We start from the raw sequence: 25,051 nt of genomic DNA, 5'->3' as shown, positions 1-25,051 counted from the left end.
CGCAGGTTCAATTGAAAATATCTGCGTTGTCGCCGTCACCGCCGGGCTTTCCATCGGCCCCGAGCGAAAACACGTCCGGTTGGTTGTTGCGACCAGGGTTTTTGTACAGGTAGGCTGCGCCCCACGGGTCGGTGGGCAAGCCCTTCTTCAAATAAGGGCCGCTCCAGCCGGGAGCCGTACTAGGGCGCTCAACCAGCGCACGCAGACCTTCGGCATCAGTCGGGTAGCGACCGATATCGAGTTTGAACAAATCGATGCTTTGCTCGATTTCCCCAATCTGGATGCGCGCCGTTTTCACCTTGGCACCACCGAGCTGGTCGAGCACGCGCGGACCGACGAGGCCGGCCAGCAAGGTGAGGATCACCAGCACCACAAGCAGTTCGATCAGCGTGAAACCGGAGGACCGGCGTGCGCGAGCGGTGATCTGGGGAGCCGAAAAGAGAGTCTTCATGAATATTCCTTGTATTTACTATTTAAATGGTGTCGTTAATAGACAGGACGCCACCCAAAATCGCCACGATGATGAAAGCAACCAGAGCCCCCAATAAAATAATGATGATGGGCTCCATGGTGGCCAACACACGGTCCATGGTCCGCCGCCCCTGATCTTCATAGCGATCCGCCAAGCTCAACAGCGTCGAATCCATTTGCCCGGTTTCCTCGGCAACGCGAATCAATTGCGGTGTACCGGTCTTATCAAAGTGCGGCGATAGTAACCCCGTAGACAGGCGCTTGCCGGCCTTTACCCTGTCAACCAATGGCTCGAAATCCTTGCGCAAGGCGGTGTTGGTCAGGGTATCAAGCGCAATACGCAAGGCATCCACCATGGGAACGCCACGCTGCAGCAAATTACCGAAAGTCCTGAAATACACTGCAAATTGCAGATTCTTAATCACCTTGCCCATCAAGGGTATTTCAATCAACATGCTGTGCAAACGGATGCGCCCGCTTTCGGTTGCGCTCCAACGGGACAGCAAGAGCATCAGTGTGGCGAGTCCAGCCAGAATCGCCATCCAGTGGAATCGCACAAAATCGCTCAAGCCAATAACCAGTTTGGTTGAATAGGGCAGCGCGTCGCCCATGGAGTCAAAAATTTCGCGAAACTGCGGTACGACGAAGGCAAGCAAAAGGGTTACAGAGAGTACCGACACCACCAACAAGATGATGGGGTAGGTCATGGAGGATATGACATAGTTGCGCAACTTGTCGTCCGTTTCCAACTGCAGCGCAAGCTCTTTTAGCACCACGTTGAGGGAGCCCGAAGTTTCTCCGGCTCGAATCAAAACCAAGTACTGTTTTCCAAAATCTCTCTCAAATGGCAGCATGGATGCGTAGAGGGACTTGCCGCCACGAATACCTTCTTCCAGCGCCGAAATGAAATGCTTCAAACGCTCGGTTGCGGCTGTTTCCTTGAGCAGTGCCAGCGCCCTGTCCAGCGGCATGTTCGCCTGCTTCAGATGCGCCATTTCCCGGGTGAACAACAGCACTTCGGTGCGCTTGAGCTTGGCACCGCCGCCGCGTGCCACCTCGCCTGCAGGCGCATCACTTGCGGTGTCGATGCGGATCGGTGTGACGCCTTGCCCTATGAGTCGCAAGCGGGCGGCCTCCGGCGTCGGCGCGCGAACCGTTCCCTGGCAGGACTTGCCGTCGCTCGCCAGCCCTGTGTATTGGAAATCAATCATTCTGACGAGCGACGCGCAACACTTCTTCTGCAGTCGTCATGCCTTGAAGCACCTTGGTGGCCCCATCCTGCAACAAGTTCCCTGCCGCATACACACCGTCCTCCTGCGCCAGGGCAGCGCCCTTCTCGAGCACTTTTTTCTTGATCTCCTCAGACATGGGCAGCAACTCGTGCAGTGCGAGGCGTCCGCGGTAGCCTGTGCCCCGGCAGGCCGGGCAACCCACCGCGCGGTAGAGCGTCTGGCCTGCACCAAGCTCCACGCCGAGGGAGTCCGCCGCAGCTTGCGCCTGCTCTGGCGCAAGCGCTTGCCGGCAATCGCCGCAGAGCCTGCGCACCAGGCGCTGGGCCAGCACGCCAATCACCGATGCGGTGATCAAATAGGGCTCCACTCCCATGTTGATGAGGCGCACCACGGCGCCCAGCGCGCTGTTGGTGTGCAAGGTGGAGAGCACCAGATGCCCGGTCAGCGCGGCCTGAACGGCGATTTCTGCCGTTTCCCCATCGCGCATTTCCCCGATCATGATGACGTCGGGGTCCTGGCGCAGAAAGGAGCGCAGCACCTTGGCGAAAGTCAGTCCGATCTGGGGCTGGACCTGTACCTGGTTGAGCCATTGCAGGCGGTATTCGACCGGGTCCTCGACGGTCAGTATCTTGAGGTTGGCGCCTTCAAGCTCTTGGAGCGAAGCGTACAGCGTGGTGGATTTGCCGGAACCAGTAGGACCGGTGACAAGAAAAATACCGTGCGGCACAGTGAGCACTTGCCGCAAGGCTTGCAGCGTGGGCGCCGTGAACTGCAGACTCTCCAGAGAGAGCAGATCAAAATTCTTTTCCAGCAAACGCATCACCACCGACTCGCCAAACATGGTCGGTATGGTCGATACACGCGCATCCATTTCCTTGCCATGCACACGCAACTTGGTACGTCCGTCCTGCGGCATGCGGCGTTCGGCAATATCGAGCTGGGAAAGAATCTTGATGCGAGAGACCACGGCCGGCGCGTCTTTGTTGTCCAGTTCATCGACCTGGAACAACTCGCCGTCCACCCGAATGCGAACTACCGATTTTTCTTCATAGGTTTCAATGTGGATATCGGATGCCTGCGACGCCACTGCGTTGGAGATGATCTGGTTCACCCGTTGGATGATGGGCGCCTCCGATGCCATGTCGCGCAGGTGCTCGATGAACTCTGCCGCCTCGGGCTGTCCATCACCACCCATGCCCTCATCGTCTGCCTCCTGAAGGTACCAGGCATTGAGTTGTGAAGATATTTCGGTCTCTAAACCCAAATAAATATCGGGTACGCGGTCAAACACCAGCGCCAACGCGTTTTTCAGAGAATTGCTTGTCGGATCTGGACTGGCAAATGCGGGGGGCTCCTGGGTTTGATCAATATCCCCCAGCGGCAAAAGATGGTTGGCCAGAAGAAAACTCGTGTTCAAGCTGGATGTTTCCGGCTTGGTTTTGGGAAAATTTTCCGACCGCACCAGCGGCAAATCGAATTGGTGCGCCAGCGCACCAAATACATCAGCTTCCGAAACAATACCCAGATTGACAAGCAAGCGGCCCAGACGCGCACCCATCGAACGCTGCACTTCCAGCGCGCGATCGAGGTCGTTACGGGATATTTTCTGCGCTGCAAGCAGAATTTCTCCAAGCTTCAAAGGCTTGGCATCCAGGCTTTCTACAGCGCCCGCATCAGTCATAGAGTTCATTGTCCGTGCCTATTTCTGATTTTTTTGAATATTGTGAGTGGCAAATATTCTCTAGCGAGAAAAGAAACAATAAATCACACGTTCCGCATGAATGTTTCTATTTTTTATCAGCAATGGCCGACCCGAAAAACCGTGCAATTTACCACGAAGCGCCGGCCCGGCGCCCGGTCGGTACGCTTGCCGATGGGGTCACAAAGGCCCCGCCCTGCCGCATGCGCCATGCCAGAGGCCACGCAGCGTCGCTTTGAAATGCTGCCACCGACTGCGCCCGGCGACGCAGTTGAAGCCGATCTTCATCAGCAGCCGCCAGGCAGACGCCAACGCCCAACGCAACGGCACGAAGGGTTGCCGGTACAGCAGCACCGCATTGCGCACCTGAAAGTAGTGCCGCCATGGCGGATACGCCAGAAACCGGCGCCCCATGAACACAATGGGCGGTCCCCCCAGGCCATGCGCCATACGCGCAGAGCAGACGCCCAGCAAATCCCACCCTGCGGTACGCGCACGCAGGCTCCACTCCACATCGACGAAGTCGATGAACCAGTCGGCGCGCATGGCCCCCACCTGATCGAGCACGGCGAGAGGAATGAGGCAGCCGGAAGCGATCAGGTGGTCCACCACATGCACCGTGTCTGGTGTACAGGGAAGCCGGCGAAAACGCAGGCCTTCTAGCCATACGAACGGGGAATGCGCAATGGGCTGGCGCGGGTCGGCGTGCAGTGGGCCGGCAGCGCCAGCGCTGGGATGCATCTGCAGCGCGCCGAGGAGTTGCCCGACCATGTCGGGCTCGGGCACGCTGTCCTGGTCCATGAGCAGCACATGGCTGGCGCCTTGGGTTCGGGCCCAGGTGATGCCGTGGTTCTGGGCGCCCCCTATTCCCAGGTTGTGCTCCATGCGCAGGACGGCATCGACCTGTGGAGCCGCAGCCCGGCACCACGCAGCCAGGTCGGCAGTCGAGGCGTTGTCCACGATGACCAAGCGCGCTACCTGCGGCCGCAGGGCCTTGATCTGCACCAGCAGCGCCGCCAACTCGGGCTGAAAAGTGATCACCACCGCCACGACAGACGCCGAAGGCTGGGGCACGGCCTCTGACAGTGGGATGTCCAGCAGACTATCGGCAGAGGGCTGCCGCGCCAGCGTGCGCTCGGTCATGTCGAGCACTCTCGCCGGCAGAGCAAGGCATAAGCCCCTGCAATGCGCGCCCACTGGTAGCGAGCGGACAATTCTCCCTGCGAATCTGGCGTCCAGGCGGGCGCATCCGGCTTGCGCAAGCGCTCCGCAAGCTCTGGCACGCTTGCAAAGTACCCGCCGCGCCCTCCCAGGGTGTGGCGGTTGAAGATGCAATCGAACACCAGAATGGGGCGACCGTAGGGCAGCATCTCGATCAGCGAAGGGTTGGTGCCGCCCACGCTGTGGCCGTGCAGGTACAGGCGGCAGCCGGTGCGCAGGGCCGCAAGCGCCTGTGGTTCGAACAGCGAATCGATGCACCGGATGCGCGGCTCGTTGCGGCAGCGCTGCAGCAGGTGCCGCCCGAGGGCCGTGGTGCCGAAGTTTCCCACCACGACGTAGCACTCGGACCCGGCGGCCAAGGCCGCCTCCATCATTTCGGCAATCTGGTTTTCGGGCTCTATGCGGGCGACAGTCAGCAGGTAGCTGCCGGGCTCCAGGCCAAAGCGGTGCCGCAGGATGCCCTGCACCTGGGCGGGTTCCAGGTGCAGCACATGGTCGTTTCCGTAGGGGATGACGGTGCTGGCGCGGCCATAGGTGCTGGAGACGATGTCGGCAATGCCCTGGTTGTCGCTGACCACGTGGTGGGCGTGGCGGATGGCGAGCTGTTCGCTCAGGCGCAGAAAGGCACGCGGCAACCCTCGCCACTTGCTGCGCCGAGCCTCCAGGCCATCGACGTTCACCACGATCCGCCGCGGCCCGGCGAGCCAGCGCATGAGCGGCATGAACACTCCCGCCGAAACCCCCATGACCACGATAGCGTCAGAGCGGCGGTAGCTCAGCAGGAAACTGAGCAGGTCGTAAGGTACCGACGCGGCCCCGTTGGCACGCAAGGGCAGGTAGCGGTGCCGCAACCCAGGGCCATCGGCCGCCCGGGCGCTGCGCCCGTGGGAGGACCCAAACACCTCCACCTGGTGCCCGAGCGCCGCCAGACGCGGGGCAAGCTGTGCGACACAGGTTTCAAACCCTCCGTAGCGCGCCGGAAGGCCATCCGTGCCTATCAGGGCGATTCGCAGGCGAGGCTGCAAGGCGCCCCTGTCCACCACGGGGTTCGAGCCGCCGAGGTCTTCAGGTGCGGCCCATGCGGCACCGTTCGGCGTGGTGGCATTCACGTCATCAGGCCGCGGCTTGCACATGGGCAAGGCTCAGGCCTGCAAGGTCCTTGGCCGACAGCACCGGCGCTTTGCCCAGATCCGGCCAGGCAATGGCCAACTGGGGGTCGTCCCAGACGATGCAGCGCTCGTGCTCGGGGCTGTAGTAGTCGGTCGTCTTGTAGAGAAAATCAGCGGACTCGGACAGCACCAGGAAGCCATGGGCCAGGCCCGGCGGAATCCAAAGCTGGCGATGGTTGTTCTCCGTCAGCTCAACACCCGCCCATTGGCCGAAGGTGGGCGAACCCTGGCGAATGTCCACCGCCACATCGAACACCGCGCCACGCACCACGCGCACCAGCTTGCCCTGCGCCCTGGGCGGCACCTGGTAGTGCAGGCCGCGCAGCACGCCCTGGCTCGAACGGCTGTGGTTGTCCTGCACAAACTGGAAGTCGGTGCCGGTGGCTTCATTGAAGGCGCGCTGGTTGAAGCTCTCATAAAAGAACCCGCGTGCGTCGCCAAACACCTTGGGTTCAATCAGCAGGACGTCGGGGATGGCAAGGGGTGTGGCTTGCATGGCGTTCAATACACTTTCTCTTTGAGCAGGCGCATCAGGTACTGGCCGTAGCCGTTCTTGGCCAGCGGCTGTGCCAGGCGTTCGAGCTGGGCGTCGCCGATCCAGCCGCTGCGCCAGGCGATCTCTTCGGGGCAGGCAATTTTCAGGCCCTGGCGGCGCTCCAGCGTGGCGATGAACTGGCCGGCGTCGAGCAGGCTGTCGTGCGTGCCGGTGTCAAGCCAGGCGTAGCCCCGGCCCATGATTTCCACGTGCAAGGCGTCTTGTTCGAGATAGAGGCGGTTGAGGTCGGTAATTTCCAGTTCGCCACGGGGTGAAGGCGCCAGGTGGCGCGCCAGTTCCACCACGCGCTCGTCGTAGAAGTACAGGCCGGTGACGGCGTAGTTCGACTTGGGAACCTGGGGCTTTTCTTCGATGGAGAGCACCTTGCCGGCGCCGTCGAACTCGGCCACGCCATAGCGCTCGGGGTCGTGCACGTGGTAGGCGAAGACTGTCGCTCCGCTCGTGCGCTGGCCGGCGCTGGAGAGCAGCTCGTGGATGTCGTGGCCGTAGAAAATGTTGTCGCCCAGCACCAGGGCGCTGGGGTGGCCGCCCAGGAATTCCTCGCCGATCAGAAACGCCTGCGCCAAGCCGTCGGGGCTGGGCTGCACCGCGTACTGGAGCTTGAGGCCCCATTGGCTGCCATCGCCCAGCAACTGCGCAAAGCGCGGCGTGTCCTGCGGCGTGCTGATGAGGAGGATCTCGCGGATGCCGGCGAGCATCAGGGTGGCGAGCGGGTAGTACACCATAGGCTTGTCGTACACCGGCAGGAGCTGTTTGCTGAGCGCCAGCGTGGCAGGGTGCAAGCGGGTGCCGGAGCCGCCGGCAAGCACGATGCCTTTGCGGGTGGGGGTCGTCATGTCGGGGCTTTCAAAGGATTTCGCGCAGCATGCGGGCCACGCCCTGCTGCCAGGGCGGGAGTGTGAGGCCGAAGGTATTCCGCAGGCGCGCGGTGTCCAGGCGCGAGTTGTGGGGCCGGGCGGCGGGCGTGGGGAAGGCACTGGTGGGCACGGGCGCCACTTCGGTTGCTTTTAATTTGATAGCTGGTTGCGCAATAGCAGCCTGCGCTAGCACCTCTTTTGCATACAAATTCCAGTTCGTTTCGCCGGCGGCCACGCAGTGGTACAGGCCGCCGTCCTGGGGGCGCGCCTGCAGGTGGCGAAGGGCGTGGGCGGTGACGTCGGCGAGCAGGTCGGCGCCGGTGGGCGCGCCCCACTGGTCGTCGATGACGGTGAGGCGCTCGCGCTCCTGCGCCAGGCGCAGCATGGTCTTGGCAAAGTTGCTGCCGCGCGCCGCATAGACCCAGCTGGTGCGCAAAATCAGGTGCTTGGCGCCCGATTGCTGGATGCGCTGCTCACCTTCCCACTTGGTGCGGCCATAGACGGAGAGCGGTGCGGGCCGGTCGGTTTCCACCCAGGGGCGAGTGCCGCTGCCGTCAAAAACGTAGTCGGTGCTGTAGTGCACCAGCCAGGCGTTCAAGCGCGCGGCCTCACCCGCCAGCACGCCGGGCGTGGTGGCATTGAGCAACTGCGCCAGCGCGGGCTCGCTCTCGGCCTTGTCCACGGCCGTGTGGGCGGCGGCATTCACGATGATGTCGGGCCTGAGCGCGCGCACGGTCTGGGCGATGCCGTCCGGGTTGGCAAAGTCGCCGCAACGCTCCTGGCTGTCAAAGTCGAGTGCGGTGACCCGGCCCAGCACCGAGAGGCTGCGCTGCAGCTCCCAGCCGACCTGGCCGCTTTTACCGAAAAGAACAATGTTCATGCGCTGGTGGCGGCGGGGGCCGCTTCGTAGTGCTTTTGCACCCAGTCGCGGTAGGCGCCGCTTTGCACCTGCGCCACCCATTCGGGGTTCGCCAGGTACCACTCCACCGTCTTGCGAATGCCCGACGCGAAGGTCTCGGCGGGCTTCCAACCGAGTTCGCGCTCGATCTTGCGCGCATCAATGGCATAGCGGCGGTCGTGGCCGGGGCGGTCCTGGACGTAGCTGATCTGCTCGGCGTACGGCTTGCCATCCTCGCGCGGACGCAGTTCGTCGAGCAGGCGGCAGACGGTGCGCACGATCTCGATGTTGGGCATTTCATTCCAGCCGCCGACGTTGTAGGTCTCGCCCGGCTGGCCGGCTTCGAGCACGCGGCGGATGGCGCTGCAGTGGTCGGCCACGTAGAGCCAGTCGCGCACCTGCATGCCGTCGCCGTACACCGGCAGGTTCTTGCCGGCCAGGGCGTTGACGATCATCAGCGGGATGAGTTTTTCCGGGAAATGCAGCGGGCCGTAGTTGTTGCTGCAGTTGGTGGTCAGCACCGGCAGGCCGAAGGTGTGGTGCCAGGCGCGCACCAAATGGTCGCTGGCGGCCTTGCTGGCCGAATAGGGGCTGTTGGGCTCGGTGGCGTGCGTCTCGGTGAAGGCCGGCGCATCCGCCGAGAGGGTGCCGTAGACCTCGTCGGTGCTCACATGCAGGAACCGGAACGCTTCTTTTTCGATAGCTGGTAGCGCTTGCCAGTATTGCCTTACAGCCTGCAAAAGCCTGAAAGTTCCAACCACATTGGTCTGAATGAAGTCTTCGGGACCGTGAATGGAGCGGTCCACATGCGACTCGGCGGCGAAGTTGACCACGGCACGCGGCCGGTAGCTGGAGAGCAGGCGCTCGACCAGCGCCGTATCCGCAATGTCGCCTTGCACGAAGACGTGGCGCGCATCGCCATCGAGGCTTGCCAGATTGCCGCGATTGCCCGCGTAGGTGAGCTTGTCGAGGTTGAGAACAGGCTCCTCGCTGGCGGCCAACCAGTCGAGCACGAAGTTGGCGCCGATGAAGCCAGCACCGCCAGTAACGAGGATCATGGAGTTGCGAGGGGGCAAGGAAAGATGGCGCCGATTATCCATCCCCCCCGCAACCGCCCGGCGCCTCAGAAATGGATGCCGCGCATCATCTGCTGCAGTGCCACCGCCTCGGCCGAAAGCTGGGGCTTGGCGCCCTTGTCACCCTTGGCCGCGGTCGAATCCGGGAACATGCGAAAGCTGGTGTTCATGGTGATCTGCGCGACGCGTGGCAGGAAGGCATGCAGCACCTGGCCAACGACACCGAGGCGGGTGGCGATGCGCACCGGCTTGAAGATGCAGGCCTGGGCAATCATGTCCGCCGCCTCCTCGGGCGCCAGCGTGGGCACGTTGTTGTAGATCTGCGTGGGGGCGATCATGGGGGTGCGCACCAGCGGCATGTTGATGGTGGTGAAGGTGATGCCCTGGTCGGCAAACTCGCTGGACGCGCAGCGCGTCCAGGCATCGAGCGCCGCCTTGCTGGCGACGTAGGCCGAGAAGCGTGGGGCATTGGTCAGCACGCCAATCGAGCTGATGTTCACCACATGGCCCTTGCGCTTGGCGGCCATGCCGGGGAGCAGCCCCATGGTGACGCGCAGGCAGCCGAAGTAATTGAGCTGCATGGTGCGCTCGTAGTCGTGAAAGCGGTCGTAGCTCGACTCGATGGCGCGGCGGATGGAGCGGCCGGCGTTGTTGATCAAAAAGTCCACGCCGCCATGGTCCGCCAGCACCTGCTGGATGAACCGATCGCAGTCCTGCATGTCGGCGATGTCCACCGCGTAGGCGATGAAGCGGTTGCCGCGCGCCTCGGCCTCGGCGCAGGCCTCGTCGAGCTTGGCCTGGTCGCGCCCGCAGATGAGGGTGGTGGCGCCGGCTTCGGCGAACTTGTGCGCGGCGGCCAGGCCGATGCCCGAGCTGCCGCCCGTGACCAGCACCACCTTGCCGACCACCGTGCCCTTGAGGCTGCGGTCGATGAAAAGCTCGGGGTCGAGGTGGCGCTCCCAGTAGTCCCACAGGCGCCAGGCATAGTCCTTCAGGTTGGGGCAGGTAACGCCTGTGCCCTTGAGCGCCGCCTGCGCCTCGCGGCTGTCGAAGCGCGTGGGGTAGTTGACGAAGGTGAGCATGTCCTCGGGCAGGCCCAGATCCTTGAGTACGGCGTCGCGCACGCGGCGCACCGGCGCCAGGGCCATCAGGCTTTTCTTGATGCCGCGGGGCAGAAACCCCAGCAGCGCCGCATTGACAAACAAATTCATGCGCGGCGCGTGTGCGGCGCGGCTGAAGATGTCCAGCACATCGCCGACGCGGTAGCCGACCGGATCGACCAGATGAAAGCACCGGCTGGCGATGCCCGCCTGGTGGCTGATGGCATCGAGCGCATCGACCACGTAGTCCACCGGCACGATGTTCACGCGGCCGCCTTCCAGGCCCACCGAGGGCATCCAGGGCGGCAGGATCTGGCGCATGCGCTGAATCAGTTTGAAAAAGTAGTACGGGCCGTCGATCTTGTCCATCTCGCCGGTCTGGCTGTCGCCCACGACCATGGCGGGGCGGTACACCGTCCAGGGCAGCTTGCAGTCTTCGCGGACGATTTTCTCGCTCTCGTGCTTGGTGCGAAAGTACGGGTGATCGAGCCCTTCGGCCTCCGCGAACATGTCTTCGCGGAACACGCCTTCGTACAGGCCGGCAGCGGCGATGGACGAGACATGGTGGAAATGCCCGGCACCAATGGCCTTGGCAAACTCCACCGTGTTGCGCGTGCCGTCGATGTTGACGGCGACCTGGCTCTCTTCGTCGGCCGACAGGTCGTACACCGCGGCGAGGTGGTGGAAATGGTCGATCTGGCCCTTGAGGCGCTTGACGTCTTCCGCGGCCACCCCCAGGCGCTTGGCCTTGAGGTCGCCAAACACCGGCACGGCACGTGCCGACCCCACACCCCAATAGCGGCGCAGTTCCGCCACCTTGTCTTCACTCTCGCGTCGCAACAGGAAATGCACCACCGAGCCCTTGCGTGCCAGCAGCTTTTTGACCAACCGCCGACCGATGAACCCCGTTGCGCCCGTAACGAAATACTGCATGAATCTCTCCCTTTGCGAAGGTCTCCATTCTTGCCCAGCATGGCACCGGTCGGTTCAGCGAAAACCCGTGTCAGGACTGGAGCGCTCAGTCTAGGTTTTTAGGAGCCCCCCCCTACACCTGACCCTGCTGCGCGCGTACAGTGGCTCCATGCGCTCTGGCTCCTGCCGCGGCGTCCAATCAACCCTTCGGAGGAACCATGGTCAAGAAGCTTCAAAAAATCAGCAACGACAAGAAAAAAAGCGGCGCACAGCTCGCAGGCACGGTGAAGGAATCGGCTCAGCAAATCTGGCTGGCTGGACTTGGCGCGTTCTCGAAAGCGCAAGAAGAAGGCACCAAGGTTTTTGAAGCCCTGGTCAAGGAAGGTCTGTCCATGCAGCGCAAGACGCAATCGGCTGCCGAAGAAAAGCTCTCCGAAGCCACAAGCCGCATGACCAACATGGCCAGCGACATTGGTTCGCGCGCTGCTGGCCAGTGGGACAAGCTGGAAAACATCTTTGAAGACCGCGTCGCCAAGTCGCTTGCCAAGCTGGGCGTGCCCTCGTCGCGCGACCTGGACGTGCTGAACGCCCGCATCGACGCGCTGGCCAAGAGCATGGGCAAGAGCGTTCCTGCTGCTGCAAAGCCTGCCGCAAAGGCGGCCGCCAAGCCGTCGAGCGCCAAGCCTGCTGTCAAACCCGCTGCCAAGGCCGCCGCCAAAGCGCCTGCCAAGAAGCCTGCGGCAAAGGCTCCTGCCAAGAAGGCTGCCGCCAAGCCGCGCACCGCTCGCACACCTTTCCCCAAGGCAGCACCGCGCGCTGCAGAAGCGCCTGAGGCAGCAAGCGCCTCCTAAGCCCGAACGCACTGCGCCGGCCAGTTCCGGCGCGCACGGCCGCCACACCCACCGAGGGTCTGGCGGCCGTGGCGTTTGCGGGGCATCAAGATGGTGCACCGCAGCATCAGAAAGACACTTGCGCGTCGGTTAAAGTGGCCTGCACACCCCCCAACGCCCCGCCCGAATCGCCCGACGCAACAGACCGCACTCCATGGTGAAAAAAGCGCCACGGCGCACCGCAGAACGCATTCTTGAGGTCACGCTCGAACTCTTCAACCGGTTCGGCGAGCCCAACGTCTCGACCACGCTGATCTCGGCCGAGCTGCGCATCAGTCCGGGCAACCTGTACTACCACTATCCCGCCAAGGACGAGCTCATCAACTCCTTGTTCGAGCGCTACGAGCGCGCGCTGGGCGAGTTGCTGGCGGCTGCGGGATCGGTCCGCAATGTCGAAGACGCGTGGTTCTTCATGCACTCGCTGTTCGAGCTCATCTGGCAGTACCGCTTTCTGTACCGCGACCTGAACGACCTGCTCTCCAAGAACCGCTTGCTGGAGACGCATTTCCAGACGGTGCTCGCGGACAAGACACGCGCGGTGCGCAGTCTGCTTGTGGGCATGGAGCGCGCTGGTGCGCTGCAAATCGACTCGCGCGAGGCTGGGCCCACGGCGACCAGCATGGTGGTCGTGCTCACCTACTGGCTGAATTTTGAATACGTGCGCGACCCGCGCCGAGCACTGGAGCCGGAAAGCGCACAGGCCGCCCTGCTGCGCGGCGCACACCATGTACTGAACCTGCTCATGCCCTACCTGCACGCCGACCAGCGCCAGCATCTGCTCGCCCTGGCCGATGCCTACCAGGACAAGGGCGATTGAACCCTCTCAAACGGAGATCCCCATGGCGAAATGGACCCCTTTCCCGCATGCAGGCCAGTACCACTATGACGCGGCACAGTTGAAGAAACACTGGGTGCGCCTGCATACCGGCGACGCCGAACCCCTGCCCAAGGATGCCAAGGTGCTACAGGCGTGGACACATTTTCACAACGGCGAATTTCAGGAGGCCGCACAGCTCGGCCTGGCCGCCGGTGGCGCTGGCGTGACCGCGGCCAACAAGGCCACGGCCATCTACGCCAACTATCTAGAGAAAAAGGAAAAGACGCGCCTGGAACTCTTCATGCAGGTCGCCGAGCAGGCCCAGGCACAGGCCCAGGAAGACCCGGACAACGCCAACGCCTGGTACTGGAACGCCTACGCGCTGGGCCGCTACAGCCAGGGCATCAGCGTGGCAAAGGCGCTGGCACAGGGCCTTGGCAGCAAAATTCGCGAATCGCTGGAAAAGGCCATTGCCCTGGCACCTGCGCATGCCGATGCCCACATTGCCCTTGGCGCCTTCCACGCTGAAGTCATCGACAAGGTGGGGGCACTGATCGGCGGGATGACCTATGGCGCCAAAAAGGACAAGGGGCTCAAGCTGTTCCAGGAGGCGCTGCGCCTGAACCCTGATTCGGCCATTGCCATGATCGAGTACGCCAACGCACTCGTCATGCTCGAAGGCGACCGCAAGATGCGCGAAGCCACTGCCTTGTACGAGAAGGCTGCTGCCTCCAAGCCGCAGGATGCCATGGAACAGCTGGACGTGGACCTGGCCCGCGCCGAGCTGGAGGAATAGGGGACAACCCCCTGCGCGGCTTCGCCGCTCCGAGCAAGCGCCAGAGGCGCCAGCCCTTCGGAGCCGTCCAAGCCTGCGCAGGCAGGCTTGGAGCCGCAGCCCTCAGCCCCTTCTCTTGCATCGCTGCGCGATGCGGAAGGGAGACACCGCCAGCGCTGCGGGGCGGCCCTTGCGCGGCGGTCGCTGGTCTAAGCCACGCCGGTTTCATGCGCTGCTGGCGCTCAGGCGAAGCGCCGGGCAGCGATTTCCAGCAATCCGTCAAAAATCAGGTTGTCCACCAGCTCGAACGGTCGCGTCATGCTGGGCGCCATTTTCCAGCCGGCGCCACCAGTCATCATGCAGGCCGGCTCGCTGCCGCAGTGCGCCATCACGTGCTGCACCATGCGCTCGACCGCCCCGGCAATGGCGTAGGTGCCGCCGCTGGTGAGCGCATCGCTGGTGTTGGTGGGAAACAGGCAGACCTCCCCCGTCGGCACGTGCAGACCTGCCGTGCCCGATTCAAGCGCCCGCAGCATGATGCCGTGGCCCGGCAGGATCAGTCCGCCCAGAAACCGCCCGTGCGCGTCGATGGCTTCCACGGTAACGGCCGTGCCCACCATCACCACCACCAGTGGACGCTCGGGGCCCTGGGCAAGCATGCGGTGGCGCGCGCCAATCATGGCGACCCAGCGGTCGCAGCCCAGGCGCGTGGGGTGGTCGTAGCCGTTGATGAGGCCCGCCTCCTGCGCGCTGGCCACCACCCATTGGGGGGACACGTCCCACAGTTCCATCTGTTCTTCGACACGGCGCTTGACAGCGTCGCCCGCCACCACGCAGCCCAGCATGCGTGCCGGGTGCGGCAGCTTCGCCCACGCCCCTTCGGCGAGACGTTCGATGTGGTCCAGGAATTCCGCGCCCTGAGCCAGCAGCGCGGCGCCAGGACCGGGGGCTTCGTACAAGGCCCACTTGAGCCGGGTGTTGCCCACGTCGATCGCAAGAAAGGTCATGGCGGGAATTATGCGGAGTTTCGTGGCACGTGGGCGCTGCACAGGGGACATGCCCAAAACCGGCATGATGCCGCGTTTGCGGCCTCCTCCCACATGCGGGCAAGCGCGAGCGCGTGTATGGTTCACAGGCGCGCTCACGGTGCGCCATCAACAGACCGATTCAACATTCGACATCAGGGAGCTCACACCATGGGTTTTTTCAGTTTCATCAAAGAAGCCGGCGAAAAACTGTTCGGCGGTAAAGAAGTCGAAGCCGCTGTCACGAAAGCCGCAACCGACGCAACGGCCAAGCCGTCGCTCGACGCGCTCAATGCACAGGCAGCACGCGCCATCGAAAGCTACATTGCCAGCCAAAAGCTCGGCGTGGAAGGCGTGCATGTGGACTACGACGGCGCGACCGGTACGGTGAACGTCAGCGGCCAGGCGCCATCGCAGGAGTCTCTGGAAAAAGTAACCCTCTGCTGCGGCAATGTCGCCAGCGTCAAGCAGGTCAACAACCTGATGGCAGTATCCGCGCCGGCGCCGGAAGCGCAGTACCACGACGTGGTGCGCGGCGACACGCTCTCGGCGATTGCCAAAAAATACTACGGCGACGCCAGCAAATACCCGAAAATCTTCGAAGCCAACAAACCCATGCTGAGCGACCCGGACAAGATTTATCCGGGCCAGAAACTGCGCATTCCAGCGCTGTAAATTTCAGAAACTGCTCAGGTCTGCCGCCAAGGCAGGCCGCGCGCACGCCAGCCACCGCTGTGGTTGCGCTGCGCGCTGGCATCGGGGTCGCCCTCGAAGCCTTCCAGCACGTTCCAGGCTTCAAAGCCTAGCTGCGTCGCGCGCTGCGCCGCCGCAATCGAGCGTACCCCGCTGCGGCACAGCAGCACAGCCCGCTGGCCGGCAGGCACTGCGGCGCGCAGCTGCGCATCGAAGTCGGGGTTCAGCAGCATGCCGGGCCACTGCTTCCAGGCCACCGCTGCCGCACCCGGCACTTCGCCAACCCAAGCGCGCTCGGCATCACTGCGCACATCCACCAGCACCGCTTCGCCTGCGCTGACCCAACCCCACGCCTGCTCGGGCGTCACGTCGCCAGCGTAGCCCTGCTCGCGTCGCGCAAACGTGGTCGGTGCAGCGTGTACAGGCGCGGCCGGCTGGAGCAGCCGCGGCGTATCGCACAAGGTGTCGCCGGGCAGGTCAGCCATTTCCTGCAGCAACTGGGCAAGACCTGCCCCTGCAGCTTCCACCAGCGCGCGTCCCTTTTCTGATGTCGCCGCGGCGGCATTGCCCACCGCACCCGCCAGGTTGTAGTCCTGCATCTGCCAGCCGAGCTTGGCACTCTTGCCGTTGCCCAGCAGCGGGTAGCGCGCCGCGCGGTCTTGCGAGGTGGAGTGAAAGTGCTGCGCCTGCTCCATGCGCACGGTGTGCGGTGCAAGGTGCAGCATCATGGACGTTTCGATATCGCCTGCGTGGATGCCAAAGCGGTGCTCTTCGGCACTGAAGCGCGCGCTCACTTCCTGCGGCAGCGGCAGGCTGAACCAACTGGCGCTATAGACCAGCAGGCCACAGCGGGTGCGCAGCTCGCGCGCGACGATGTCCATCACGCTGACCTGGCCGCCATGGCCGTTGAACAGCAGGAGCTTCTTGATACCGGCGCGCGCCACGCTCTCGCCCAGCTCGGTCCAAAGCGCGATCAGCGTGGCGGGAGCAAGCGTCAGCGTGCCCGGGAAGCGGATGTGCTCCGGACTCAGGCCGACGTTCTGCGGTGGCAGAAACAGCACCGGCAGTTCGGGGGGCAGCAGCGCAAGGGCCGCGTCCATCACGCCCTGCAGCAGGGTGGCATCGACCGATACCGGCAAATGCGGGCCATGCTGCTCCGTGGCGGCCACCGGCAACACAGCCACAGTGCGCTCAATGCCAGGGGAGGCGGCGAGTTGCGCGAAATCGCGCGTCCCCAGCTCCGACCAGAAACGGGAGGGCAGCGCGGGAGGGGAAAGTGGTTCGGTCGGCATGGTCGCATGGTAGCGGCGCGAAGACAGGTTCGGCATTGCGCTATACGATTCGCCCCATGACAGAAGAGCTTTTTCGCAAGGATGCGCGCTTGGCCATGTGCAGTGCGCAGGTGATCGCCACCACGCCGCAAGGCATCGTGCTGGATCGCACGGTGTTCTACCCGCTGGGGGGTGGCCAGGCAGGCGATGCCGGCATGCTGCTGCTCGAAGACGGCAGCGAAATCGCCATTGCCGATACCCGCAAGGAAAAGGACGACGCCGGCACACCCACCGGCCGCATCGTGCATATCGCTGCCCCCGGGCAGGAGGCGCTGCTGGCGCAGCTGCAGCCGGCCGATGGGGTGGCCGCGCGCATCGACTGGGAGCGGCGCCACCGCATGATGCGGCTGCACAGCGCCACGCACCTGCTGTGCCACCTCGTGCCGCAACTGGTCAACGGCTGCTCCATCACGCCTGACTACGCACGTATGGATTTCGCCATGACCGATCCGCTCGACAAGGATGTGTTGACGCAAGGCCTGGCGGCCCTGGTGGCCGCCTCGCTCCCTTTTGCGGTGGAGTCGATCAGCGACGAAGAGCTGGACGCCAACCCGCAGCTCGTGAAAAGCATGAGCGTGCAGCCCCCGCGCGGCACGGGTCGCATCCGCACCATTCGCATCGGCGGTGCGGAGGGCGCTGCGCTGATTGACCTGCAGCCCTGCGGCGGCACACATGTCGCCAATACGGCGGAAATTGGACGCATCGCGGTCACGAAAATTGAGAAGAAGAGCGCCACCACCCGCAGGGTGGTGCTCGGCTTTGCCGAGTGAGCAAAGCGAAATGCGTTTTTTTGAGACAGCCTCATAGGCGCGCAGTGCATGTGACGACTGCACATTGAAAAGTGCCACGATACGGAGGATCGCCCCGAGCCTTGTCTGAACACGACTGCCACCCACGTGGCGCCTGATGCGGATAATCGCCTCCCCGTCTTTGCTCGCAGCGCTCCCAATGCCCCATTCCCTGTCTTTTCCTGCGCTAAGCCGTCTGCACAAGCACCGCTGGGTACGCCGCGCTGTGTGGGCCGTTGTGACCTTGCTGCTGCTGTGGCTGCTGAGCTGGCTGCTGGTACCGGTGCTTGCCAAGGGCCCGCTGGAGCGCAAAGCCAGCGAACTGCTGGGGCGGCCTGTCACGCTGGGCGCCATCGAATTCAAGCCCTGGACGCTGGAGATCACGCTGCGCGACCTCGTCGTTGGCGGTCTCAATGGCGCAGCGCCGCAATTGGAGATTGCGCGGGTGTATGCCGATGCCGAGCTGCAATCGCTGGTGCGCCTGGCGCCGGTGGTGGATGCTTTGGCCATTGACAGCCCCCATCTGCGGCTGACATTGCTGGCGGATGGCCATTACGATGTGGACGACATCCTGGCGCGCTTTGCCACCCCTGCCGATGCGCCCAGCACCGCGCCCGCACGGCTGGCGCTGTACAACCTGACGCTGACGGGTGGTGCCATCGACTTCACCGATCGCACGGTGAACCAGAGCCATGCCGTGCGCCAGCTGTCGCTGCAAGTGCCCTTCCTCAGCACCCTGCCCTCGCAGCGCGATATCAAGGTGGAGCCCCACCTGTCGTTCGATCTGGGCAGCAGCCACTTCAGCTCATCGGCCCAGGCGACACCGTTCGCACAAACCGGCAAGGGCGAAGCGACGATCAAATGGAGTGGTCTGGACCTGGCGCCGTATCTGGCTTACCTGCCCGCCAGTCTGCCCGTGCGATTGCAGGGCGCCGTGCTCGACCTGGACCTGAAGCTCGCTTTCGAGCAAAAGCCGGAAGTTGCCGTGAAACTGACAGGCACGGCCCAGGCGCGCAAGGTGCAGATCGCCGACCGCAGCCAGCAGCCTTTGCTTGCCTGGGACCGCCTGAGCGTGGCGCTGGACGATGTGCGTCCGCTGGATCACGTTCTGCGCCTGGGCAGCATCGAACTGGATGCGCCGGTGCTGAGCGCGGCGCGCGATGCCGCTGGCGCCGTCAATCTGGCGCAACTGGGCGCGCCCGCGCCTGCCCCGACACCCGCTACAAGCGCCCTTGCAAGCACCCATGCCTCCGCTGCACCTGCACCTGCACCTGCACCTGCACCCGCAGCCAGCCAAGCGGCGAGCAGCGCCAAGGGGCATGCTGGCACCCCCGGCAAGGCGCCTGCCTGGTCGGTCTCCGTCGCGCAGATCGCCGTGCGCCAGGGCACGGTGCACTGGGCCGACCAGAGCACGCGTCCGGCCGCCGCGCTGGAGGCCACGGGGCTCAGCGTCGATGCCAGCGCACTGGCGTTTCCGTTTCAGAAGCCGTTTCCATTTCACGGCGCGCTGGGCCTGCAGGGCAGCACGCTGTCCTTCGAGGGCCAGGCCAGCGACCAAACTGCGCAGCTGAAGCTGTCGGTCAAGGGCCTTGCCCTGCCACTGGCAGCGCCCTACCTGGCCCAGGTGCTGGAGCCCGCACTCGTCGGACAGATCGACGGTGACCTGGGTGTGCAGTGGGACGCAGCGGCAGCCGGAAAGCCAGGCGGGACGGGCGTCACGCTGGAGGTGGGGCCGCTGACCGTCTCGCAGCTCGCGCTCAGGCAAGGCAAGACCAGCCTCGCAAGCGTGGACCAGATCGCGCTTGAGGGCGCCAAGGTGGACCTCGATGGCCGTACGGTGGGCATTGAGCGCCTCGCCATTTCCCAGCCCCAGGCCAGCGTGGAACGCAGCGCGGACGGGCGCTGGATGTTCGAGCGCTGGCTGAAAGGCGCTTCTTCCGACACCCCCCGTACCAGCACTCCCCCCGATGCCGCCGCGCGCCCATGGCGCGTGCAGATCACAGAAGCCAGCGTCGAAGGCGGCAAGCTTGGCTTTGCCGACCGCAGCCAACCGCGCCCGGTGGCGCTCAACGTCTCAGCCCTGGACCTGCAGGCCAGCAACCTGGCGCTCGATGGCAGCAAACCCGAAGCCTTCGCAGTCTCGGCTCGCGTGGGTGCGGGCACGGGCAAAGGCAAAGGGGAGGCCGGCAAGCTCAGCTACAAGGGCACGCTGACGCCCCAGCCCTTTGCCACCCAAGGCCAGCTGGACGCCAGCCGCCTGCCATTGCAAGCGCTCGACGGCTACCTGGCCGACCGGCTGGCGATCGAGCTGCTGCAGGGCGAAGCCGGTTTTCGCGGCACGATGGCCTTTGCGCAAACCGGGCGCGGAAATACCTTGGGCCTGAACGGCGACGCCGCCATCGACCAGCTGCGGGCCAACAGCACCGGCGCCACCACGGCCAAGACCGCCTCGCAAGTGGGCGAAGAGCTGCTGGCCTGGAAGAGCCTGGGCCTGCGCGGGCTGCATGTGGCGCTGGCCCCCGGCACCGCGCCGCGCGTGGAGGTCAAGGAAACCAGCCTGGCCGATTTCTACGCGCGCCTGTCCATTGACGAGACCGGCCGCATCAACCTCGACCAACTGGTGAAAGCACCGGGCCAGGCGGCAATACCACCCGCTGCCGGGGCGGCTGCACCGACGAACCCTGCTCAGGCGCAGGCCACTCCCGCCGCGCCCGCAGCACCTGTCACGGCCCAGGCCGCCGCGCCAGACCCGCTGGCCCCGGTGCTGCAGTTCGGTCCGATGAGCCTGGTCAACGGCAAGGTGCTGTTCTCGGACTATTTCATCAAGCCCAACTACTCGGCCGACCTCAGCGAGCTGACCGGCAAACTCAGTGCGTTTTCGTCGCAACCCGCTGGCAGCGAGCCCGTGCTGGCCGACCTGGAGCTGCGCGGGCGGGCCGAGGGCTCGGCCTCGCTGGAAGTGACCGGCAAGCTCAACCCCCTGGCAAAACCGCTGGCGCTCGACATCCAGGGCAAGGTGCGCGACCTGGAGCTGCCACCGCTCTCGCCCTACGCCGTGAAATACGCCGGCCACGGCATCGAGCGCGGCAAGCTGAGCATGGACGTGGCCTACAAGGTGCTGCCCAATGGCCAACTGACCGCCAGCAACAAGCTGGTGCTCAACCAGCTCACGTTTGGCGAGCCCGTGGCGGGCGCCCCGAACAGCCTGCCCGTCAAGCTGGCAGTGGCCCTGCTGTCGGACAGCCATGGCGTGATTGACCTGGACCTGCCGATCAGCGGCTCGCTCAACGACCCGCAGTTCAAGCTCGGCCCGGTGATCTTCAAGATCATCGTGAACCTCATCGGCAAGGCGATCACGGCACCGTTCAGCCTGCTGGCGAGCGCGCTTGGCGGCGGCGACGAGCTCAGCAGCGTGGCCTTCGCCCCAGGCAGCGCCGAGCTTTCCCCACAGGCACAGCAAAGTCTTGGCAAAGTGGCGAAAGCCCTGACGGACCGCCCGGCGCTGAACCTGACAGTCACTGGCACCGCCAGCCTGCCGCGCGAGCGCGAGGCCATGCAGCGCGAACGGCTGCAGCAACTGGTGCTGGCGGAAAAGCGGCGCGCCAATGCTGAAGACGACACGCCTGTGCAGGCCGCCGAATACCCGGCTCTGTTGAAAAAGGTCTATGGCCGCGCCGACATGCCCAAGCCGCGCAACCTGGTCGGCATGGCCAAGGACCTGCCGGTAGCCGAGATGGAGGCCCTGCTGCTGGCGCACCTGCCCGCCGCAACCGAAGCCCAGGCCAGCGCACTGGCGGCCGAGCGCGGGCAGGCGGTGAAGCAGTTTCTGGTGGCGCAAAAGCTACCGGAAGGGCGGCTTTTTCTCGCCGCGCCCAAGCTGGCCGCAGACGGCGCAGGGTGGACGCCGCAGGCCGAGCTGAGTCTGGCGGCAAAATAGGCGGCTTAGGAGCCTGTCGGACTTGGAAATCGTCGGCTGCAAATCCGACAGGCTCCTAGGCAAGCGACTTCAGGCTTTGGATTCGCTGCCACCGCTGGAACCCCTCAGGCTCCCGGCACTCACACTCTGGGACCATGCGTACCATTTTCTCGCCCCGGCAACTTTTTGCTCTGCTTTTCATAGCTTTATGCGCTTGCGCATCAAGCGCTAGCGCCCAAATAAGCTTCAAATCTGGCGCCATGGGCAGCAGCCTTGGCAGCGCCAGCAACGTGGTCACCACGCCGCGCGTGCGGGCAGAACTCGTGGCACACGCCCCGGACGGCCTGGCGCCCGGCGCATCCGCCTGGCTGGGCCTGGTGCTCACGCACCAGCCTGGCTGGCACACCTATTGGAAGAATGCCGGCGACTCCGGCCTGCCGACCGAGCTGCGCTGGACGCTACCCGCCGGCATGGACGTGGGCGAGATTGCATGGCCGGTGCCGCACCGCATCCGCGTCGGCCCGCTGGCCAACTACGGCTACGAAGGCGAGGTGCTGCTGGCCGTGCCGCTGCAGGTCTCGCAGGCCTTCAAGCCGCCACTGCTTGCCGGCGCGGCCGACGCGCTCACGGTGCGCCTGCACGCCAGCTGGCTGGTGTGCCGCGTGGAATGCATCCCTGAAGAAGGCGATTTCGAACTGGCAGTGCCCCTGCGCGGCTCCACGGCGGGCGACGCGGCCCGCTTTGCCCAGGCAGCGGCGCAGCAGCCCGTCGCGCTCGTCGGCGCGAGCACCGTGCGTGCCGACGGCGAACGCCTGCACTGGCGCATCGCCGGCCTGCCCCAGGCCCTGCAGGGCAAGGCGCTGGATTTGTTTGCCGAAACCCCTAGCGTGCTGGTGCCCGCCGCCGAGAGCGGCAAGGACTGGACGCAGCGCTGGGACGGCGCCGTGTGGACCGCCGACACCCCCCTGTCGCCAGAGCGCGATGCCGCCCCGCGCAGCGTGCCGGCCGTGCTCACGCTCGCGGACGGCAAGGCGCCGGGCGGCGCCGCCGGCTGGCGCGCTGTCGCCACGGTGGAGGCCGGCTGGAGCGCCGGCGCGCCGCGCGCCGAGGTATCGCCGGCGCTCGCAGCCGCACTCGAAGCCAACCGCACCGCAGCGCCGCCGCCCGCGCCCGCTGCGGCGCCCTCACTGGCCGGCCTCGCCACCGCGCTGCTCGGGGGCTTGCTGGGCGGGCTGCTGCTCAACCTCATGCCCTGCGTGTTCCCGGTGCTGGCCATCAAGCTGCTGGCCCTGGCGCGGCACGGTGGCCGGCCGCGCGCGCAGCGCCTGGCGGCGCTGGCCTATACCGTCGGCGTGGTGCTCTCCTTCCTGGCCCTCGGTGGGCTGCTGATGGCGCTGCGCGCCGCGGGCGAGCAGCTCGGCTGGGGCTTTCAGCTGCAGTCGCCCCTGGTGGTGGCGCTGCTGGCCGGGCTGTTCACGCTGATCGGGCTGAACCTGGCAGGGGTGTTTGAGTTTGGCCAGTTCGTGCCGGGGCGCCTGGCGACGCTGCAAGCGCGCCACCCGGTGACCGACGCACTGCTCTCGGGCGTGGTGGCCGTCGCCATCGCCTCGCCTTGCACGGCGCCCTTCATGGGCGCGTCACTCGGCTTTGCCATCGCCATGCCCGCGCCGCAGGCCCTGGCCGTGTTTGGTGCGCTGGGCCTGGGCATGGCACTGCCGTACCTGCTGGCCGGCTTTATTCCAGCGCTGGCACACGCCCTGCCGCGCCCGGGCCCGTGGATGGGCACCTTCCGCCGCGCCATGGCCTTCCCCATATTTGCCACCGTGGTCTGGCTGGTGTGGGTGCTGGGCCAGCAAAGTGGTATCGATGGCGCCGGCGCGCTGCTGGCACTGCTGGTGGCAGGCAGCAGCCTCGTCTGGACGTTGACGCTGCGCGGCCGCACACGCCTGCTGCTGGGCATCGCAGCAGCCGCCGCCAGCGCAGCGCTGCTGCTGGGCCTGGGGCCGAACGTCGTGCGCATGCTGCCAGCCGGTGGCACGTCGGTGGCAACCTCGCAAGCCTGGCAGCCCTGGTCGGCCGCGCGCGTGGCCGAGCTCACCGCGTCGGGCCAGCCGGTGTTTGTCGATTTCACCGCTGCCTGGTGCGTCACCTGCCAGTACAACAAGCGCACCACCCTGGCCGACCCCGAGGTGCTGGCCGACTTTGCCCGGCGCAAGGTCACGCTGCTGCGCGCCGACTGGACGCGCCGCGACCCGGCCATTACCGCCGCCCTCACCCAGCTCGGGCGCAGCGGGGTGCCGGTGTATGTGCTGTACGCCAAGGGCAAGCCGCCCGTGGTGCTGAGCGAGATTCTGGGCAAGAGCGAAGTGCAGGCGGCGCTGGCCGGGCTTTGAGGCCTGCCTGAAGGAGGGCGTGTCGCCGCCTGCGACAATCGCCCCATGAGCTTCGCACCCCTTACCAACGACACCTTTTTGCGCGCCTGCCGCCGCCAGGCCACCGACTACACGCCTTTGTGGCTGATGCGCCAGGCCGGGCGCTACCTGCCCGAGTACAAGGCGACGCGCGCCAAGGCCGGCAGCTTCATGGGCCTGGCGACAAACGTGGACTACGCCACCGAAGTCACGCTGCAGCCGCTGGAGCGTTTCCCGCTCGACGCCGCCATCTTGTTCAGCGACATCCTCACCGTGCCCGACGCCATGGGCCTGGGCCTGTCGTTTGCCGAGGGCGAAGGCCCGCGCTTTGCCAAAGTGGTGCGCGATGAAGCCGCTGTGGCAGCGCTCACCGTGCCCGATATGGACAAGCTGCGCTATGTGTTCGACGCCGTCACCAGCATCCGCAAGGCCTTGAACGGCCGGGTGCCGCTCATTGGCTTCTCGGGCAGCCCCTGGACACTGGCCTGCTACATGGTCGAGGGCAAGGGCAGCGACGATTACCGCCTGGTCAAGAGCCTGATGTACAGCCGCCCCGACCTGATGCACCGCATCCTGGCTGTCAACGCCGACGCCGTGGCCCAGTACCTGAACGCCCAGATCGACGCGGGCGCCCAGGCGGTGATGGTGTTTGACAGCTGGGGCGGCGTGCTGGCCGATGGCGCCTTCCAGGAGTTCAGCCTGGCCTACACGCACCGCGTGCTGGCGCAGCTCAAGCGCACCGGCGTGGACGGCCAGGACGTGCCCCGCATCGTCTTTACCAAGGGCGGCGCCCTGTGGCTTCAAGAGATGAACACGCTCGACTGCGAGGTGCTGGGCCTGGACTGGACCGCCAATCTGGCCAAGGCGCGCGCCTTGGTCGGCGGCAAGGTCGGCGGGCCCGGCAAGGCGCTGCAGGGCAACCTCGACCCGAACGTGCTGTTTGCCCCGCCCGCGCAGATTGAAGCCCAGGTGCGCAAGGTGCTGGAGAGCTTTGGCACCCCGCACACCGACCGCACGGCGACCGGCCCGACGCACATCTTCAACCTGGGCCACGGCATCAGCCAGTTCACGCCACTCGACCATGTCGCCGCGCTGGTGGAGGCGGTGCACCAGCAGTCGCGGGCGATGCGCGGGGCTTGACACACAGCAATTTTTTTGCTGGTTGTACACACAAACCTGAAAACACCGCACCACCGGCTTGCGTTTCCCCAAGC

At 65.2% G+C, this 25,051-nt stretch carries 20 protein-coding genes and 1 pseudogene; 8 read left to right on the top strand and 13 right to left on the bottom strand.

Annotated elements, in window-relative coordinates; genetic code table 11:
• Window positions 1-7 precede the first annotated feature (7 nt).
• The 10 genes from gspG to AC07ZH_RS00775 form a co-directional block, all read right to left on the bottom strand.
• Window positions 8-451: a type II secretion system major pseudopilin GspG gene (gene gspG, locus AC07ZH_RS00820; RefSeq protein WP_495198140.1), complete on the bottom strand. Its 444-nt coding sequence runs from the start codon at window positions 449-451 to the stop codon at window positions 8-10.
• A 22-nt stretch (window positions 452-473) separates the two neighbouring features.
• Window positions 474-1,682, bottom strand: a complete 1,209-nt coding sequence (locus tag AC07ZH_RS00815; RefSeq protein ID WP_495198139.1) for a type II secretion system F family protein — start codon at window positions 1,680-1,682, stop codon at window positions 474-476.
• Complete coding sequence (locus AC07ZH_RS00810) at window positions 1,675-3,393, bottom strand: GspE/PulE family protein (protein WP_495198138.1); 1,719 nt, start codon at window positions 3,391-3,393, stop codon at window positions 1,675-1,677. The genes AC07ZH_RS00815 and AC07ZH_RS00810 overlap by 8 nt, the downstream gene beginning before the upstream one ends.
• 189 nt (window positions 3,394-3,582) lie before the next feature.
• Window positions 3,583-4,545: a glycosyltransferase family 2 protein gene (locus AC07ZH_RS00805; protein WP_495198137.1), complete on the bottom strand. Its 963-nt coding sequence runs from the start codon at window positions 4,543-4,545 to the stop codon at window positions 3,583-3,585.
• The gene (locus AC07ZH_RS00800) at window positions 4,542-5,732 is read right to left on the bottom strand and encodes a DUF1972 domain-containing protein (RefSeq protein WP_495198136.1); all 1,191 of its coding nucleotides are present in this window, start codon (window positions 5,730-5,732) and stop codon (window positions 4,542-4,544) included. The genes AC07ZH_RS00805 and AC07ZH_RS00800 overlap by 4 nt, the downstream gene beginning before the upstream one ends.
• 4 nt (window positions 5,733-5,736) lie before the next feature.
• Entirely contained in the window at window positions 5,737-6,288 is a 552-nt protein-coding gene (gene rfbC, locus AC07ZH_RS00795) for a dTDP-4-dehydrorhamnose 3,5-epimerase (protein WP_495198135.1), read from the bottom strand.
• A 5-nt stretch (window positions 6,289-6,293) separates the two neighbouring features.
• On the bottom strand, window positions 6,294-7,184 hold the full coding sequence (gene rfbA, locus AC07ZH_RS00790; RefSeq protein WP_495198134.1) for a glucose-1-phosphate thymidylyltransferase RfbA: 891 nt from the start codon (window positions 7,182-7,184) through the stop codon (window positions 6,294-6,296).
• A gap of 10 nt (window positions 7,185-7,194) precedes the next feature.
• Entirely contained in the window at window positions 7,195-8,085 is an 891-nt protein-coding gene (gene rfbD / locus AC07ZH_RS00785; RefSeq protein WP_495198133.1) for a dTDP-4-dehydrorhamnose reductase, read from the bottom strand.
• The gene (gene rfbB / locus AC07ZH_RS00780) at window positions 8,082-9,161 is read right to left on the bottom strand and encodes a dTDP-glucose 4,6-dehydratase (protein ID WP_495198132.1); all 1,080 of its coding nucleotides are present in this window, start codon (window positions 9,159-9,161) and stop codon (window positions 8,082-8,084) included. Before rfbB ends, rfbD begins: the two co-directional genes overlap by 4 nt.
• A gap of 65 nt (window positions 9,162-9,226) precedes the next feature.
• Window positions 9,227-11,212, bottom strand: coding sequence for an SDR family oxidoreductase (locus tag AC07ZH_RS00775; protein WP_495198131.1), 1,986 nt, complete (start codon window positions 11,210-11,212; stop codon window positions 9,227-9,229).
• Between the two features lie 197 nt (window positions 11,213-11,409).
• Between AC07ZH_RS00775 and AC07ZH_RS00770 the strand changes: the two genes are divergently transcribed.
• From AC07ZH_RS00770 to AC07ZH_RS00760, 3 genes are all read left to right on the top strand, one after another.
• The gene (locus AC07ZH_RS00770; protein ID WP_495198130.1) at window positions 11,410-12,042 is read left to right on the top strand and encodes a phasin family protein; all 633 of its coding nucleotides are present in this window, start codon (window positions 11,410-11,412) and stop codon (window positions 12,040-12,042) included.
• A gap of 193 nt (window positions 12,043-12,235) precedes the next feature.
• Window positions 12,236-12,898, top strand: a complete 663-nt coding sequence (locus tag AC07ZH_RS00765; RefSeq protein WP_119109306.1) for a TetR/AcrR family transcriptional regulator — start codon at window positions 12,236-12,238, stop codon at window positions 12,896-12,898.
• Between the two features lie 22 nt (window positions 12,899-12,920).
• Window positions 12,921-13,694: a hypothetical protein gene (locus AC07ZH_RS00760; protein ID WP_495198129.1), complete on the top strand. Its 774-nt coding sequence runs from the start codon at window positions 12,921-12,923 to the stop codon at window positions 13,692-13,694.
• A gap of 221 nt (window positions 13,695-13,915) precedes the next feature.
• Here the strand turns inward: AC07ZH_RS00760 and AC07ZH_RS00755 are convergent, their stop codons facing one another.
• Entirely contained in the window at window positions 13,916-14,680 is a 765-nt protein-coding gene (locus AC07ZH_RS00755; protein ID WP_119109308.1) for a type III pantothenate kinase, read from the bottom strand.
• A gap of 189 nt (window positions 14,681-14,869) precedes the next feature.
• Between AC07ZH_RS00755 and lysM the strand changes: the two genes are divergently transcribed.
• Window positions 14,870-15,373 (top strand): peptidoglycan-binding protein LysM, encoded by a 504-nt coding sequence (gene lysM, locus AC07ZH_RS00750; protein ID WP_495198128.1) that lies wholly within the window; start codon window positions 14,870-14,872, stop codon window positions 15,371-15,373.
• 14 nt (window positions 15,374-15,387) lie between these two features.
• Here lysM and AC07ZH_RS00745 read toward each other — a convergent pair whose 3' ends face one another.
• Window positions 15,388-15,759, bottom strand: coding sequence for a rhodanese-like domain-containing protein (locus AC07ZH_RS00745; protein ID WP_495198254.1), 372 nt, complete (start codon window positions 15,757-15,759; stop codon window positions 15,388-15,390).
• A 78-nt stretch (window positions 15,760-15,837) separates the two neighbouring features.
• Window positions 15,838-16,683, bottom strand: a pseudogene (locus AC07ZH_RS00740) (creatininase family protein); the annotation flags it as partial.
• Window positions 16,684-16,739: 56 nt separating this feature from the next.
• On the opposite strand from AC07ZH_RS00740, the gene AC07ZH_RS00735 reads away from it, so the two are divergent.
• The 4 genes from AC07ZH_RS00735 to hemE all read left to right on the top strand — a co-directional run bounded on the left by AC07ZH_RS00735 (window position 16,740) and on the right by hemE (window position 24,977).
• Window positions 16,740-17,492, top strand: a complete 753-nt coding sequence (locus tag AC07ZH_RS00735) for an alanyl-tRNA editing protein (RefSeq protein WP_495198127.1) — start codon at window positions 16,740-16,742, stop codon at window positions 17,490-17,492.
• A 178-nt stretch (window positions 17,493-17,670) separates the two neighbouring features.
• A complete protein-coding gene (locus AC07ZH_RS00730) occupies window positions 17,671-21,447 on the top strand; it encodes a DUF748 domain-containing protein (RefSeq protein ID WP_495198126.1) in 3,777 nt (1,258 codons plus the stop codon).
• Between the two features lie 134 nt (window positions 21,448-21,581).
• Entirely contained in the window at window positions 21,582-23,819 is a 2,238-nt protein-coding gene (locus AC07ZH_RS00725) for a protein-disulfide reductase DsbD family protein (RefSeq protein WP_495198125.1), read from the top strand.
• 45 nt (window positions 23,820-23,864) lie between these two features.
• Window positions 23,865-24,977: a uroporphyrinogen decarboxylase gene (hemE, locus tag AC07ZH_RS00720; RefSeq protein ID WP_495198124.1), complete on the top strand. Its 1,113-nt coding sequence runs from the start codon at window positions 23,865-23,867 to the stop codon at window positions 24,975-24,977.
• Window positions 24,978-25,051: the final 74 nt, after the last annotated feature.

The organism is Simplicispira sp. GW247-4R2A, from assembly GCF_059424465.1.
The sequence above is the reverse complement of the archived record's forward strand: the minus strand, read 5'-3'. Positions and strand labels throughout refer to the sequence as shown.

Bases quoted from the DNA above. Each gene is read 5' to 3' on its own strand.
- AC07ZH_RS00735 (WP_495198127.1), top strand. From the start codon at position 16,740: ATGACAGAAGAGCTTTTTCGCAAGGATGCGCGCTTGGCCATGTGCAGT.
- AC07ZH_RS00810 (WP_495198138.1), bottom strand. From the start codon at position 3,393: ATGAACTCTATGACTGATGCGGGCGCTGTAGAAAGCCTGGATGCCAAG.
- AC07ZH_RS00770 (WP_495198130.1), top strand. From the start codon at position 11,410: ATGGTCAAGAAGCTTCAAAAAATCAGCAACGACAAGAAAAAAAGCGGC.
- lysM (WP_495198128.1), top strand. From the start codon at position 14,870: ATGGGTTTTTTCAGTTTCATCAAAGAAGCCGGCGAAAAACTGTTCGGC.
- AC07ZH_RS00730 (WP_495198126.1), top strand. From the start codon at position 17,671: ATGCCCCATTCCCTGTCTTTTCCTGCGCTAAGCCGTCTGCACAAGCAC.
- AC07ZH_RS00725 (WP_495198125.1), top strand. From the start codon at position 21,582: ATGCGTACCATTTTCTCGCCCCGGCAACTTTTTGCTCTGCTTTTCATA.
- AC07ZH_RS00765 (WP_119109306.1), top strand. From the start codon at position 12,236: ATGGTGAAAAAAGCGCCACGGCGCACCGCAGAACGCATTCTTGAGGTC.
- gspG (WP_495198140.1), bottom strand. From the start codon at position 451: ATGAAGACTCTCTTTTCGGCTCCCCAGATCACCGCTCGCGCACGCCGG.
- AC07ZH_RS00815 (WP_495198139.1), bottom strand. From the start codon at position 1,682: ATGATTGATTTCCAATACACAGGGCTGGCGAGCGACGGCAAGTCCTGC.
- rfbD (WP_495198133.1), bottom strand. From the start codon at position 8,085: ATGAACATTGTTCTTTTCGGTAAAAGCGGCCAGGTCGGCTGGGAGCTG.
- AC07ZH_RS00805 (WP_495198137.1), bottom strand. From the start codon at position 4,545: ATGACCGAGCGCACGCTGGCGCGGCAGCCCTCTGCCGATAGTCTGCTG.
- AC07ZH_RS00775 (WP_495198131.1), bottom strand. From the start codon at position 11,212: ATGCAGTATTTCGTTACGGGCGCAACGGGGTTCATCGGTCGGCGGTTG.
- rfbA (WP_495198134.1), bottom strand. From the start codon at position 7,184: ATGACGACCCCCACCCGCAAAGGCATCGTGCTTGCCGGCGGCTCCGGC.
- rfbC (WP_495198135.1), bottom strand. From the start codon at position 6,288: ATGCAAGCCACACCCCTTGCCATCCCCGACGTCCTGCTGATTGAACCC.
- AC07ZH_RS00755 (WP_119109308.1), bottom strand. From the start codon at position 14,680: ATGACCTTTCTTGCGATCGACGTGGGCAACACCCGGCTCAAGTGGGCC.
- rfbB (WP_495198132.1), bottom strand. From the start codon at position 9,161: ATGATCCTCGTTACTGGCGGTGCTGGCTTCATCGGCGCCAACTTCGTG.
- AC07ZH_RS00760 (WP_495198129.1), top strand. From the start codon at position 12,921: ATGGCGAAATGGACCCCTTTCCCGCATGCAGGCCAGTACCACTATGAC.
- hemE (WP_495198124.1), top strand. From the start codon at position 23,865: ATGAGCTTCGCACCCCTTACCAACGACACCTTTTTGCGCGCCTGCCGC.